Source organism: Candidatus Lokiarchaeum ossiferum (genome assembly GCA_025839675.1).
Lineage (GTDB): Archaea > Asgardarchaeota > Lokiarchaeia > Sigyniarchaeales > Promethearchaeaceae > Lokiarchaeum > Lokiarchaeum ossiferum.
The window spans coordinates 3,827,447-3,840,883 of the sequence record CP104013.1; the positions used below are offsets into that span (position 1 = coordinate 3,827,447).

12 protein-coding genes are annotated in these 13,437 nt (G+C 37.4%); 8 read left to right on the plus strand and 4 right to left on the minus strand.

Annotated elements, in window-relative coordinates; all coding sequences use genetic code 11:
- The first annotated feature begins 294 nt into the window (after positions 1-294).
- Together cysS and NEF87_RS16130 are read left to right on the plus strand one after the other, a co-directional pair.
- Positions 295-1,683: a cysteine--tRNA ligase gene (gene cysS / locus NEF87_RS16125; protein WP_457916635.1), complete on the plus strand. Its 1,389-nt coding sequence runs from the start codon at positions 295-297 to the stop codon at positions 1,681-1,683.
- A 66-nt stretch (positions 1,684-1,749) separates the two neighbouring features.
- Entirely contained in the window at positions 1,750-1,902 is a 153-nt protein-coding gene (locus NEF87_RS16130; RefSeq protein ID WP_457916636.1) for a hypothetical protein, read from the plus strand.
- Positions 1,903-2,022: 120 nt separating this feature from the next.
- Here NEF87_RS16130 and NEF87_RS16135 read toward each other — a convergent pair whose 3' ends face one another.
- Positions 2,023-2,880, minus strand: a complete 858-nt coding sequence (locus NEF87_RS16135; RefSeq protein ID WP_457916637.1) for a helix-turn-helix transcriptional regulator — start codon at positions 2,878-2,880, stop codon at positions 2,023-2,025.
- A 229-nt stretch (positions 2,881-3,109) separates the two neighbouring features.
- Here NEF87_RS16135 and NEF87_RS16140 point away from each other — a divergent pair, with 229 nt between their 5' ends.
- A complete protein-coding gene (locus NEF87_RS16140; protein WP_457916638.1) occupies positions 3,110-3,895 on the plus strand; it encodes an ABC transporter ATP-binding protein in 786 nt (261 codons plus the stop codon).
- A 22-nt stretch (positions 3,896-3,917) separates the two neighbouring features.
- Complete coding sequence (locus NEF87_RS16145) at positions 3,918-6,407, plus strand: ABC transporter permease (RefSeq protein ID WP_457916639.1); 2,490 nt, start codon at positions 3,918-3,920, stop codon at positions 6,405-6,407.
- On the opposite strand, the gene NEF87_RS16150 is transcribed toward NEF87_RS16145, so the two are convergent.
- Genes NEF87_RS16150 through NEF87_RS16160 form a run of 3 tightly spaced genes read right to left on the minus strand, consistent with a single transcriptional unit; the run spans position 6,404 to position 10,593 of the window.
- Positions 6,404-8,407, minus strand: a complete 2,004-nt coding sequence (locus tag NEF87_RS16150; protein ID WP_457916640.1) for an FAD-binding protein — start codon at positions 8,405-8,407, stop codon at positions 6,404-6,406. The two genes, NEF87_RS16145 and NEF87_RS16150, sit on opposite strands and share 4 nt — an antisense overlap.
- 9 nt (positions 8,408-8,416) lie before the next feature.
- Positions 8,417-9,199 (minus strand): 3-ketoacyl-ACP reductase, encoded by a 783-nt coding sequence (locus tag NEF87_RS16155; protein ID WP_457916641.1) that lies wholly within the window; start codon positions 9,197-9,199, stop codon positions 8,417-8,419.
- A complete protein-coding gene (locus NEF87_RS16160) occupies positions 9,196-10,593 on the minus strand; it encodes an oxidoreductase (RefSeq protein WP_457916642.1) in 1,398 nt (465 codons plus the stop codon). Before NEF87_RS16160 ends, NEF87_RS16155 begins: the two co-directional genes overlap by 4 nt.
- Before the next feature lie 297 nt (positions 10,594-10,890).
- On the opposite strand from NEF87_RS16160, the gene NEF87_RS16165 reads away from it, so the two are divergent.
- From NEF87_RS16165 to NEF87_RS16180, 4 genes are all read left to right on the plus strand, one after another.
- Complete coding sequence (locus tag NEF87_RS16165) at positions 10,891-12,486, plus strand: alpha/beta hydrolase (RefSeq protein WP_457916643.1); 1,596 nt, start codon at positions 10,891-10,893, stop codon at positions 12,484-12,486.
- A gap of 60 nt (positions 12,487-12,546) precedes the next feature.
- The gene (locus tag NEF87_RS16170; protein WP_457916644.1) at positions 12,547-12,780 is read left to right on the plus strand and encodes a hypothetical protein; all 234 of its coding nucleotides are present in this window, start codon (positions 12,547-12,549) and stop codon (positions 12,778-12,780) included.
- Positions 12,781-12,923: 143 nt separating this feature from the next.
- Positions 12,924-13,148, plus strand: a complete 225-nt coding sequence (locus NEF87_RS16175; protein ID WP_371802444.1) for a hypothetical protein — start codon at positions 12,924-12,926, stop codon at positions 13,146-13,148.
- The gene (locus NEF87_RS16180; protein ID WP_457916645.1) at positions 13,149-13,403 is read left to right on the plus strand and encodes a type II toxin-antitoxin system RelE family toxin; all 255 of its coding nucleotides are present in this window, start codon (positions 13,149-13,151) and stop codon (positions 13,401-13,403) included. It abuts the gene before it with no gap.
- The last annotated feature ends 34 nt before the right edge of the window (positions 13,404-13,437 follow it).

Sequence of the window (13,437 nt, forward strand, 5' to 3'; positions counted from 1 at the left end):
CTATATAAATTGATCGTCCGATAATTGGAAAAACCCAAGAGAATTGACTTTTTATAAAAAAGTTTTTAGAGTCGAGTACATTTTTTATCTTGGACTGATATTAATGGTAAAATCTTGTTGTTGTTGAGTTTCACTTCTTTTATCTAAACCCTCCATTTTTCAAATCCACATTTACAACACATTATTCGATATTTCTTGATATTTGTTTGAAGTGGTCTCAAGGAGGATGAATTAGACAATACAAAACCCTTTTTTGAAATCACGAATGAACAAATTAAATAAGAATGTGAAGACATGGAAATACAACTATTCAATACAATGGGACGCCAAAAAGAAATTTTTCGCCCCATTCATGAAGATCACGTAGGAATGTATGCATGTGGACCTACAGTGTATGATTATCAACATATAGGAAATATGAGAACTTATATCTTTGAAGATATTCTCCGACGAATTCTGGAATATAATGGATATTCCGTCAAACATGTTATGAATGTAACCGATGTTGGGCATCTTACATCCGATGCGGATGTCGGAGAAGATAAATTGATGAAGAAAATTCGCGAATCTGGTCTTTCTCCTTCTGTTGAAACGATGATGAAGCTTGCTCAGAAATATGAAGATCGTTTTTTTGAAGATTGTGCGAAATTGAACATTCTCAAACCTACCATCGTCTGTAAAGCTTCAGAACATGTTCCCGAGATGATCCAGTTCATAAAACGCATCGAATCTAACGAGTATACCTATCCTACTTCAGTTGGTCTCATTTTCAATTCCCGAAAATATACCCATTATTCTGCTTTGGCTAAACTGAATCTTGACAAACAAAAAGCTGGTGCCAGAGTAAAAGTTGATCCCGAGCGAAGAAATCCTTCGGATTTTGCTCTTTGGGTGTCAAACCAACCTTCTCACTTGATGCAATGGGAATCTCCGTGGGGACGTGGTTTTCCAGGATGGCATATTGAATGTTCCGCTATGTCGATTAAATATCTCGGTGATCATTTCGATATTCACGCTGGGGGGATTGATCATATTCCGGTTCACCATACAAATGAAGTTGCTCAGTCAGAAAGTGCAACGGGGAAAAAATGGGTAAATTATTGGCTTCATGGGGAATTTCTGGTGTTAGACAAAGAAAAGATGAGTAAATCTGCTGGTGGTTTTATCACTTTAGAAAATGTGGTAAAACAGAAGATCCACCCACTTGCCTATCGGTATATGTGTTTAACGGCTCATTACCGATCGACATTGTCTTTTTCATGGGACAATCTCAAAATGGCCCAAAAGGCTTATAATTCCTTGAAAAACCGGATTGAACTAGCTAAACATGAAGAAGGGTCTGCCAATCCTACTCTAAAAGAAGAAATTGCGACAGAATTCCTAAATCATATTAACAATGATATGAATCTTCCCCAAGCTTTAGGTGTGGTGTGGACAATGTTGAAATCAGATTTAAGCGGTGTAGAAAAAATTTCACTGGTATCAAAATTCGATGGTGTGCTTGGGTTAAACCTAATTGAAGAAAACACTATTTCGATAGAAGCAGAGCAATTGATTAAAGACCGCGAAAATGCTCGAAAAAATAAAGATTGGGAAAGATCTGATTTCATTCGTGATCAATTACTCAAACTTGGGATAGTGATTGAAGATACTCCAAATGGGACTCGTTGGAAAACGAAATAATATTTTTCTTTATTTTTTCTTCTTTTTTTGATTTTATTGTATAATGCACATGGATATATTCCCAAAATGTTTTTACAAGGTTATGGAAATAACAAAAAAACCCGTGTTTATGATGTAATCAAAGACTATGGGGATATTGCAGGAGTAATGAAAATTTTTGGGGTTAAATCTGTAGATCTTCTCTATTCGCAAGATAATCACTCGATTTATCGATGTTGAAAAGGCTACCAAAGTGCATAAGAAACCTTTAGATCGGTTTTTAGCCAATTTAAAAGAAACAATAAAACTACAAGAAAATCCTCTAACCGCCGAATCATAATATTATAAAAAAGGACACTTTTAGGAGAGTTTCTCAAGAAGTAGAAATCTTATTCCTTCCATTTTTCGATCTTGAAGGATGGAGATATTCAATTTTTCAATTCGTTTCAATAACCCGGAAAAATCCATTCCAATTGTGAGATGATTAGGGATTAATTCTTGCACGAAAGTTTGAAAGAAGAAATTAGGATACAATTCCATTTCTACGATAGCCATTTTTCCACCCTTCTTCAGTGAACGAATACCTTCAGTGAGAATCCAATCACTTCCGATCTCATGAAACGAAAATAAGGCTACGACATAATCCACGGTTTCGGAAGGAAGGGATATGGATTCATGATCAACGGTTAGAATTTGAACATTTTGTTCAATGTGTAGATAATCGATTCGATCTCGGATGATTTGGGCATGTTCGTTATCACTTGCTTTCAAGAAATAATGCCCGGTAATCCCAGTTTTCAGGGAAAAATCTTGAATAACACTATCAAATATTTCTGTGGATAAATCCAAAACATTCATTCCTGCCTCTATTTCAATCCCCTTGCAAAGAGGTTCAATTAGTACTGCCATTTGATCAAAGATCATCCGATAGAAGACATTGAGAAAATCATAAATGTAATGTTTAACAAGGTCTTTACCTGCTTCAGTTGTAGTATAATATCGTTTAGTTGAATTGTTTTCCGTGACATTTCTCACTTTTAAGGCACCCGCTTCTGATAATTTTTTTAAAGCGGGATAAATTTGAGATGACTTCATATTATTTCCTTCAACGTTCAAATGTCTGAGTATTTCTAATCCATATCGCTCGGTATTCCATACAAGTGCGAGTATGGACATCTGTAACCATCCTAATCTGTGGGCATTATAGTGTATATTCATATTATATCACAACATTATAGATAATTGCTTTAAATTGAGAAAGTGATTAAATAATCTTAATACTCTCATATTAGTTGACTATATAATAATATATTATATAAGATTCAAATCTTAAAGATTTATGATTTGAACGAATGTGTTTAACTTTTAGCTAATTAGAGATATTTAGGTTGAATAATCTGTTCCTAATCTCAAGAAACAGATATTTACATATTAGGGTGGTAAAACTATGAGTTCGAATTTAAAATCAGTTCAAAAACCGGATATAAATAAAAAAAGATCAAATGTGTTAAAAGAAAAATCTCAAGATCAGGGTATCAATTTAAATGAGGTTAGCAAGACCTATTATCTTGGATCAATCGTTGTAAAAGCCTTAGAATCGGTTTCTGTAACCATTCCTAAGAACAAGTTTGTGATAATACTCGGTCCGAGTGGGAGTGGAAAAACTACACTACTCAATGTCATAGGTGCATTGGATGTAGCATCCGACGGAAATGTAAACGTTCTCAATAAGGAAATAACAAATTTCTCTCGAAAACAATTATCTAAATTTCGACGGCAACATCTGGGATTCATTTTTCAATTCTTCAATCTTATCCCTTCCCTAACGGCACTGGAAAATGTCGAATTTGCTTTGCAAATTCAAGGAAAAAAGAAAACAGAGCTTATTGCTCAAAATGCATTAAAATCAGTGGGATTAAAGGAACGGATGGGACACTTTCCTAGCGAAATGTCTGGGGGGGAACAACAACGAGTTGCAATTGCCCGTGCTTTAGCCAAATCTCCCGAAATTTTACTCGCTGATGAACCTACCGGAGAACTTGACTATGAAACAGGTATCAAAATTCTTGAACTATTGCGAAATGTTGTTACTAATGGAAAAACTGTACTAATGGTGACACACAATGCGGAAATCGCCAAAATTGCGGACGTAATTATTCGGCTTCGAAGTGGAAAAATAATAGAGACGCAGATTAACGAAAATCCAATTAATCCAATGGATTTGAAATGGTAAAAAGCAAAGGAGATGCAAAAAAATGACAACAAATATATTACTAAAACGGTTAGGGAGAGATCTGAAACGTCATAAAGGTCAAGTAATAATTTTAACTTTAATTCTCTCTTTTGGGGGGACGGCTTGGATTGGAATGGGTTTAATGTTAGGATGGAGGGAAGACAATATTAATCACTTCTACCAAACAACGAATTTAGATGATGGGTTAATTGATCTTTCAGAAACAGGGGGAGTTGATGCTTCCTTACTCCTCTCAACTCTTGAAAACTTTTCAAAATATGATCAAATGCAAACTTTCTCGATTCGTCTACGAATCTCTTTAACTTATGAGATGGTGGATTCTAGTAGTGACACCAAGAATTACTATCGCGGATATTTGTACGGTCTTCAAGATTCTCTCATTTTAGATGGGGATATTGATACCCTATTGTCCAATCAAGGGGATTTTTTAAAGATCCCTACCAACAGCTCAGAGATCACAAACAAAATCGTTCTCAATCAAATGTTTATGGATGAAATTGATCTCCAATTTCCCCAAGAAGTACTCGCCCACTTAGGGGCGCAGAACAAGTATGTCAATGTCGTTGGATCTGTCAATTCTCCTGAATGGGTGACCACCATGGATCCTGAAAGTACATCTTTGGGATTAAGCCGAAATTTCGCAATAGGATATTGTCGTCTTTCAGAGCTGCAAACTTGGATTGGCCGCCCTACTTTAGTCAACGAAGTAGTTATCATCTGGAAAGAAGGTTTTAATACAGATGAGATGGGAAATGAATTAGAATCGTATTTGAAATCTCAATCTATTGATGGCACATATGAATCACGAATGGAACATCCCGTTTACATAATGATTGAAGAAGATATTGAAACTGATCGACAACTGTTTACATTCTTAGCTGCATTTGTCTTCCTTGTTGCCATTTTTGCCATACAGATCTCGCTAAATCGAATTATCACCCAACAACGTCGTGAAATTGGGATTTCTTTATCCTTGGGAGATACGAAGGGGAAAATTTTGCTCCAATTTCTATCCTATAGTGGTTTAATCAGTATCTTTTCAATTGTGTTCAGTTTAGTGGGAGGATGGTTCTTTGGCCAATCTATGGATGTCATCAATCAGCAATTTTATCCCCTTCCCAACTGGGAAAACATGATCATTACACAACCATTCTATGAAGCCTGGCTTCTTTGCTTAGGTGCTGCCTTTATATCATCCATCATTCCAGCCGTTCGCGCTTCCAACTTGCTTCCGATCCAAGCTATGCGAAGTGATCCTTCAGTTGATGCAAAGGGGGGATCAGAACGGAAAATTTTCTCTCGGGTGATCATTGCGATATTTGGCTTTACCATGACGATTAAAATGGGCCTTCGAAACATCCTCCGTTCCCGTAAACGATCTTTAGGTGCTATCATTGGGTTTGGCTTAAGCATAGGGTTAGTTTTGGGCACAATTGGGGTATTTTCTTGTTTGGATAATGCTGTGGAAATCCAGAAGAATGAAATGGGTCAGTGGGATGCTAAAGTAGAATTTGCTTTTCCAATCCCGCTAGCGATGATTGATCATGAACTGGAAGAAATCAAAGAAAATTTCACTATTACTTCCAATTTCACCAGTCTAAGTTACTTCTCATCATTACAAGAAGGTGGGGATATTACCCCTGAAGAAGATCAGTTGATTCAAGTGACATCCTATTCGACATTTCAGCAAATCCCAATTACAGTCACTGAAGGCCATTTTCCTTCTGCAGCGGATGAACTATTAATTTCTGCGCGATTTGCGGAAGAGCAAGGTATTTCTTTAGGCGAAGAAATAACCATTGAGCATATTCAATTTAATGGCACCGAAATTAATATCAAAAACACATCTCTCACAGTCGCAGGATTTCATTCTATGGGGATTAAAATAATCACATATTTTGAATGGGAAACAATGCAAGATCTATTTAATCTTAAAGATTCCGCAAATGTCTTATATCTTTCGTTGGATAGTTACAATCGAACAGAATTATTGGATGAACTTTATGCTAATCCCTATATGAAATCTGTGAATTTTCAAGAACAGCTTGGAGATGAGTTTCGAGCGGTTTTTAACGATTTCACAGGCCTCATGGATATGATCCGGTATCTCTGTTATGCTGTAGGATTGGGAGTTATTACTTTGACTTCCATGATCTCTCGGTATGAACGCGAGCGTGAAATTGGAACCATGGTTACTTTAGGGTGTCCAAACTACAAAATTTTCAATCAAATGTTATTTGAAGGAGTAATTTTGTCGCTGTTAGGAATTGTATTTGGGTGTGGGTTGGCTTGGGTGATTCTGGATGGGATTCTTGTACCCCTGATGGCAAATATGTTTGATGTGATTGTGATAAACGCGTTTATACCAGTAAATTTATGGATAAACACCATAATCACGGCCCTTGGGTTAAGTGTGGCATCACAATTCCCTTTGATTTGGCAATTGAAAAAAATTAATTTGGTTAAAGCCACCAAAATTCGTGATTTTTAGTAAATCTTTTTTTCATTAAATTTTTTCCAGACGGTTTCAAACCAACCCTGAGGGAATATTAAGGGCCTTCTTTCCACCCAATCTATTTGGAAGCCCCAGTTTTTTGCGTCTTCTTGGATCATTGATATCTCTTGGATTTTGTTTGTAAGCTCTTGATTCGCTTTCTTGATGTGATACTGATCTAATTTTGGATGGGGAATAAAGGTGTCCTCGCTGTTTTTGTCTCCAATAATGACGAATGATCCGCGACTTCCTCCACCTTGGGTTAAATAGTCTTGATAGGCGGTGAGAAAAGCAAATTGGGTGACTAAAGCATCATACAATTTCCAAGAGGATATTAGTTGTTCTCCAGAAAGGATTGAAATATGGGAAAAGAAATTGGTCAATTCTTTTTTCACATGAATTAATATTGAATCAATTTCTTTATTGTTACGAATATATGCTCCAGCTTGCATCATGCGGGACTGAATTTCCTGTAATTGTTGAGAAATTTGGGAATTCTGAGGAGAATCAGTTTTTATTGAGTGGGAAAGAGTCTCGATTAAACTCTTTTTACTTGATTCCAAGGTGAACAACCTTTCGTTTCTCTCTGGAAGTTGGTTCCAGAGTCCAAAAACAATTTTTTCTGCTGCTCGAAGGGCTCCAACCTGTCCTGCATTGAGTGCTGAGCCTCCAGGGCGATGAACTCCATGGGTTCCATTGACTTCACCAATTGCAAATAAGTGGGGGATTGAGGTTTGCCACCAAATATCTCCAGTGATGCCTCCATTGCAATGTTGCGCACATACTCCAATCTCAAGGGGTTCCTTCCATAAGTCAATTCCATGCCTCTGATATAAATCAATGGCTTTAGGATTCATATGATGTAATCGTTCAATTGGTCTGGCTTGTATTCCTCCAGAATTATCCAAATATTTTTTTGCTTCTCCTTCCAGTTGCTCCCAAGTAAATGTTGCGGGATTTTGGCGAAAATCCATATAAACTCGACGTTTCCGGATAACAGTTTCAATATGAACTGCCATGTCAATGAGTGAAGATCCATAATTTTCGATACGTTCGGCATTAAAGGGCCATTGATACCCCTTAAGAAAGGTTGCAGTCAAGAGTTTGGTGTTGGACGGGAAATAATCACGCAAAAATTCCACGCATTCCGTTTTGGTATCCAACGGATCTTGTTCTGGATCGACTGAAATATAACGGGGGAGTACTTGTTGGTAAGTTCCACTCACATTCCAACGGAATTTGAGAGATGCCATCCCGTACTGGGACTCAGTTAGATTTTGCAATTTGGCTCCTGCCAAAATTGCTAAGCTAGTGGCACCCCATTGAGAAAGTGGGTATACTGATTTTCCATACATTCCGGATGGTCCTCCAGTTGCTAATACAATGAACTCCGCTTGAAACGTTTGAATGTGGGATTCTAAATCTTCTTGGGTTAAAGCGGAAATTGTGTTCATTTCTTCTTTATCAACTGCAATTATGCCTTGGGCCCGTCCTTGTGAATCCTTGACGATTTGTATGACATAGTGGTGATTTAATATTTGTATTCCTCGAGCTTGAACCTCCCGAAGTAGATGGGTTCCCATTAAGTGAGAAGTCAAGGGACCTGCCGATGTTCCTCGCTGTAGGGGATCATTATCGGTTTTATACCCTACAAAGGTTCCAAATTCATCATGGGGAAAAGGCACTCCGAGACTTACCAAGTTCATGAACGCTTGGGTGGAACACGTGGCTTCAATTAATGCTATATCCCCATGCATCGCCCCTCCATCAAAGAGGGTATGCGCCATGGCTATCGGTGAATCAGAAGAATTTCCCGCAATGGATAATTTATAATAGGTTTGCTTATCGGATCCGGCATCAAAACTAGTTCCTCCCCCCAAGTTTTCAGTAATGATCAAGATGGATTCAGGAGGGATATTTTTTTTTACTAATTCGAGGGCGCAGCTTAATCCTGCCGCTCCACTTCCAATAATTATTGTATGGTATTGTGATGCCATGTTTAACACCTATAAACGATGGATGTGGAATCCGCCATCAATATTTAGAACTTGGCCGGTTGAATAGGGGATTTTCCCTTCCGCTAGTGCTACCGATGCCATACCAATATCTTTGGGAGTCCCCCAACGCTTGATTGGGAGCAGTCCTTCCTCAATAAGACCATCATATTTTTGCTTTACTCCCCTTGTCATGGGGGTAGTAATGATTCCGGGTTGGATTTCAAATACAGGTATGTGATATTCGGCCAGACGATCGGCATAGAGCTTTGTCATCATAGAGAGTCCTGCTTTCGAAACACAATATTCTCCGCGTGCGGGGGAGCTTGTGTAGGCAGAAATACTAGAAATATTGATGATTGATGGGTGATAATCTTGCTTCTCATAATTCTTCTGTAGTTCAATCATCCAATTTACGAGAGTTTGCGTAAGAAAATAAGGCCCTTGTAGATTAATTTTCATAACCATCTCAAAACTTTGTTCGGTGGCTTCAAGAATATCCTTTCGTTCCGGAGGGGCAATTCCTGCATTATTCACCAATACATCTATGTGTCCTACTTGAGTTTGGATGTTCTTAACTAATGTTTCGCGGGATTCAGTAGAAGATATATCACAATGGAGAAAAAGATATTGATCTTCAAATCCTGGAAACAATTCCCCTTGGGGTTCTCGACGAGCACAAACAATCGCGAAGTATTTAGCTTTTAAAAATTCTACAGCGATCCCATGTCCTATTCCTTGAGTTCCCCCCGTGATAAGTACTACTTTTTTCTTTGTCCGTTCTGCTTTGCTCATATATTTCCTTCCTTCAATAACTCTTCCCGTGATTGTCCCTTAAAATAAGGGCGATAAGTTTTTGCATCGCGGATCATACATCCCGTAACAGTTCCCTTTCGCATTAATTCGGTGCATTTAGAGCAGCTAATACAACATTTCTTCGGATCCAATCCACTTTGTTCGAAAATTTGTTGGCCAAATTCGGGATTAGCAAAAGCCATTCTTCCATAACCTACCATATCTACATTTCCAGCCTCAATTTCGGCCGTTCCAACCAATGCGGAATATTCCCGTAACCATGAATAACCGGTCCCTATTATTTTGACATTTTTAGGTATTCCTTGGCGGATGGTCCGGGTTAGTGAAAGAAATCGGGCAACTCCCTCTAAAGGATGTTCTTGAGGTAGAGATCCTCCTGGGACTGTCTGATCAAAAGGGCGGCCCAAACTTGGATCAAAATAGGGATTTCCTAAACTAAGATTGAAGAGGTCCATTCCTAATTCATGTAAATCTGTAATTAATTGGATCGGTTCGGTCAAATCTGGCGTTGGGGGGTAATTTTTTTCAACCTCTTTTTTGACTCCCCAACCATAAGGATAAGGGATACCATCATAAATGTTCACTCGACTCGCTATTAGAAAATTTGGACTCCCGAATTTGGAAGAGACCCGTTTAACAATTTCTTTTACTAATCTTGTTCGATTTTCAAAAGATTCTCCCCCATAAGGAGAATTTTCTCGTGTGAATGCACTTAACGATTCATTTAGAAGATATCGATGGCACAATTTGATGTCCACTCCATCAAATCCAATTTCTTTGGCCAGGGCTGTGGCTGTTTCATAATCGGAAACCAGATTAGATAGATAATCATCAGAGAGTATAGTGCCATCGGATGTTTTTTGGTGATATCGCTCATCTAAAGGGGCGTATTCATACATGCGCTGAGGATACTTGCCTTCCGGTCGTGAATATCTCCCCGAATGGTTTAATTGTAGGATTTTAATGGATTTTCCATAATTCGGATTTCGTTTCTGATTGATTTCTTCTGCTTTTTCTGCATCTATGATCAATTTTTGGACGGAGTGTTTATTCTCTTCAGTTAGCATGAGTTGGTAGGGGTTGGAGCGGCTTTCCTTACTGATTGCGGTGGATTCATACCATAGGAGTCCAGCCCCCGATGTCCCAAAGCGTCGATATCTCCGTTTTGTTAAAGAAGTTGGTGAACCCGTGGTTGTTGAATCACATCCTTCCATTGGATGGATGACTAAGCGATTTGGGAAAGTTAAACTCTTGATTTTTAAAGGTGATTTTAGAGAATTTAATGATTTTGCTAAGTGGATGTCCAGTTTTAATGACGATATTTTATCTTGCAGATCTTGCTGTGATTTGAATCGAAAGATTTCATGCACCATTACCTTTTATTTATCCCTTGAAATTTTTAAACCTTTAATCAAAGTTGAGAAAAAGTACAAATTTGAATAATTCCCTAGAAGCTGAAAATCGCAATGCAAAGGAATAAAAGTTTATAAAATGTATTCGTATATGTGGCATATCTTAGGAATTTTCCCCGAATAAAGATCTTTGGACTCATAACCTTATGCTTAAACAGTGTTTCTATCATCCTTGCTCTCATTTATCTACTTTTACAAAAGTCTGCTTTTGCTTGGAATTTTGTAGGTGTATTCTTCCTTATTAATCTGTTAAGTACAATGGTGTTTTCTGTTTGTTTAGCGTACCATACCCAAAGAAAGTTGAAATTGGGCTATCATCTGAATTTATGGTGTTATGGATATCTTCTTTTTGTTATTGGAGCCGTTTTTATAGTTTTTCTGGCCATTTTTATCGGGTTTAATGATAGTCTCTTTGAGAATCTTGGCTTAGGGCTTTTACTCTACGGTAGTAATTTTGGACTCCTTCTTTTTGGAATAAAATTATCACTGTTTAGCATTCTACCAAAGTATCAACGGGCCATTTCTACAACGGCATTTAATCCCCAATTAGCATGGACTTTGGGCATGAAATCCTTAAAGAAACTATGGATTTTAAAGAAGGGTTGCATTATAATGTGTTTGTTTGGATTAATATTCGGCGGTATAGTTGTGTTTACACTCTTCTTCGGAATCCATGGAGGTTTTCAAATTTTCATGCTTGGAGTGTTTGCCGGGCAAGCAGGGCTCTTTTTTGGGATTGTGTTTCTAAGTACATCACTAATTCTTCTCAGAACAACCTATTCATATTCGAAGATCAAAATTCCATCCCGTATCATCGGTTTAATTGGCATTCTCATTTCGGGAATATGTTTTTTACCTCTCCTCTCCACACCCCAATTTGCCATAAATGCTGAAAATTCTTTTTCTGAACGATTTGATCCTGTTTTTTCCGGAGATTGGAACGCTAAAATCTTGAATTCTGGCCATGATGCTTATTTTTTACAGACTCCTTTTTCTCTGGCGGGATATTTTCTTGGCTCACCAAATTATGACTGCATTGTAAATAGAGATGTGTTATATTTGGATGGAGACACTAGTAATTATTCGGTGGATGCAGGAGTTCAATTATATTTTGATGCATATCTCCCAACTGAGCCTGCAAATAATCTTCCTGGGAACTATTCAACTCTAATTCGTATACATGGGGGTGGATGGACCATTGGAGATAAAGGACTAGGCAATGTAATTACGATGAATCGTTATTTCGCGGCTCAGGGATATTGTGTCTTCGATATTCAGTATGGTCTCAACAATGGCCCCGAAAACATGGGTATTCCTTTCATCACTCCCTCGAATGTGCTTGGGAATTTTTCCTTAGATGATATGATGCGGCATATAGGTGCCTTTACTTTCTTTTTAGAAGATCATCAAGAGGAATATGGTGCCAATTTGGATTCAGTATTTATTTCTGGTGGATCTGCGGGCGGACAATTGGCCTCCGCAACTGCTTTAAGCATGCAAAATGGAAGTTATGGAGAAACCTTTAGTGATGCCTTTACCATAAAAGGTTTAATCCCCTATTATCCCGCAAATAATGTCACCATGGATTTTGCTCGTGAAAGTCGACCTGAATGGAAGAATCCTGAACTTTTAGTTTCGGAACAAAGCCCTCCCTGCTTGATTTTCCAAGGGGAACAAGACCATTTGATATATCGGGCAAAGTCATTTGAAAACACGTATTTAGATCACAATAACCGGGAAATTTCTGTCCTACTCTTTCCCTTTGCAGGGCATGCGAATGATTTGTATTTCCCGGGCTATTATAATCAAGTCTTTTTGTACTATATGGAGCGATTCATGTATTTATATCGTTAAAATATGTTCGAAATTTATCCCTCATCGTTTATATTGTAAAGTTTCACTTTATTTGACAAGATGTTTCCAAAAAATCTGAAAAAAAATAAAAACATCGGCATGATTGTAGTTTCAGCCCTATTAATTGTAACTATTCAAATTCCGTTTGGTAATTCAAATCCAATAGCAAATACTCGCTATAATGTTCATGGTCCTTCGATTGAATTAAATAACTCTATCTATCTGGATACTGCAAATGTGGTGATAAACTGCTCCAATGGTAAACATCAATATGTTGCAACTGATATCAACTGATATCAAAGAAAATATTCTCAGTGCTCAAAGCGTGTTAGGTTTGTCTGGTCTTGGGATTGGGATCATAATTTTCTTAAAAAAACGATTCAAAAATTAATGCAAGATCCAAAATTTTTTTAATCTATAATGTTCTATAGACTATTATGGGTGAAAATACTTCAATTCAAATCAAGAAGGATACCAAGATCAAGCTTGATTCCCTTAAATTATCGAAACGCGACTCATATAATGATGTTATTGAAAATTTACTTGAAGATTCTAGCGAATTGAATGAAGAAACACTGAAGGATATCGAGGATGCTTTGAAAGAATATAAAGATGGTCAGACATCCTCTCTCGAAGATGTAAAGCATCAATTGGGATTTTAAATGTTTGAGATCCAATTTTCTAAAAAAGCTATAAAGGCTCTTAAAGATCTTCCCCGCCCAATATCAAAACGAATATTTGAGAAAATTTCTGAATTGAAAGAAAGCCCATACCAAAATTCCATTAAAAAATTGGCAACTCAACCCTATTTTCGACTGCGAGTTGGTGATTATCGTGTAATATTTGCAATTTTAAAGAAAGAACTAATAATTTTAGTAATTAAAATTGCTCATCGAAAAAAAATTTATAAACGTTAAAAGAATTTATCTGAGAATCATATGGAGTAACAAA

What these genes read in the sequence shown, in the direction of transcription:
- NEF87_RS16140 (WP_457916638.1), top strand. Translation starts at nt 3,110, where the DNA reads ATGAGTTCGAATTTAAAATCAGTTCAAAAACCGGATATAAATAAAAAA.
- NEF87_RS16165 (WP_457916643.1), top strand. Translation starts at nt 10,891, where the DNA reads ATGGTGTTTTCTGTTTGTTTAGCGTACCATACCCAAAGAAAGTTGAAA.
- NEF87_RS16155 (WP_457916641.1), bottom strand. Translation starts at nt 9,199, where the DNA reads ATGAGCAAAGCAGAACGGACAAAGAAAAAAGTAGTACTTATCACGGGG.
- NEF87_RS16180 (WP_457916645.1), top strand. Translation starts at nt 13,149, where the DNA reads ATGTTTGAGATCCAATTTTCTAAAAAAGCTATAAAGGCTCTTAAAGAT.
- NEF87_RS16175 (WP_371802444.1), top strand. Translation starts at nt 12,924, where the DNA reads ATGGGTGAAAATACTTCAATTCAAATCAAGAAGGATACCAAGATCAAG.
- NEF87_RS16170 (WP_457916644.1), top strand. Translation starts at nt 12,547, where the DNA reads ATGTTTCCAAAAAATCTGAAAAAAAATAAAAACATCGGCATGATTGTA.
- NEF87_RS16150 (WP_457916640.1), bottom strand. Translation starts at nt 8,407, where the DNA reads ATGGCATCACAATACCATACAATAATTATTGGAAGTGGAGCGGCAGGA.
- NEF87_RS16130 (WP_457916636.1), top strand. Translation starts at nt 1,750, where the DNA reads ATGTTTTTACAAGGTTATGGAAATAACAAAAAAACCCGTGTTTATGAT.
- NEF87_RS16145 (WP_457916639.1), top strand. Translation starts at nt 3,918, where the DNA reads ATGACAACAAATATATTACTAAAACGGTTAGGGAGAGATCTGAAACGT.
- cysS (WP_457916635.1), top strand. Translation starts at nt 295, where the DNA reads ATGGAAATACAACTATTCAATACAATGGGACGCCAAAAAGAAATTTTT.
- NEF87_RS16135 (WP_457916637.1), bottom strand. Translation starts at nt 2,880, where the DNA reads ATGAATATACACTATAATGCCCACAGATTAGGATGGTTACAGATGTCC.
- NEF87_RS16160 (WP_457916642.1), bottom strand. Translation starts at nt 10,593, where the DNA reads ATGGTGCATGAAATCTTTCGATTCAAATCACAGCAAGATCTGCAAGAT.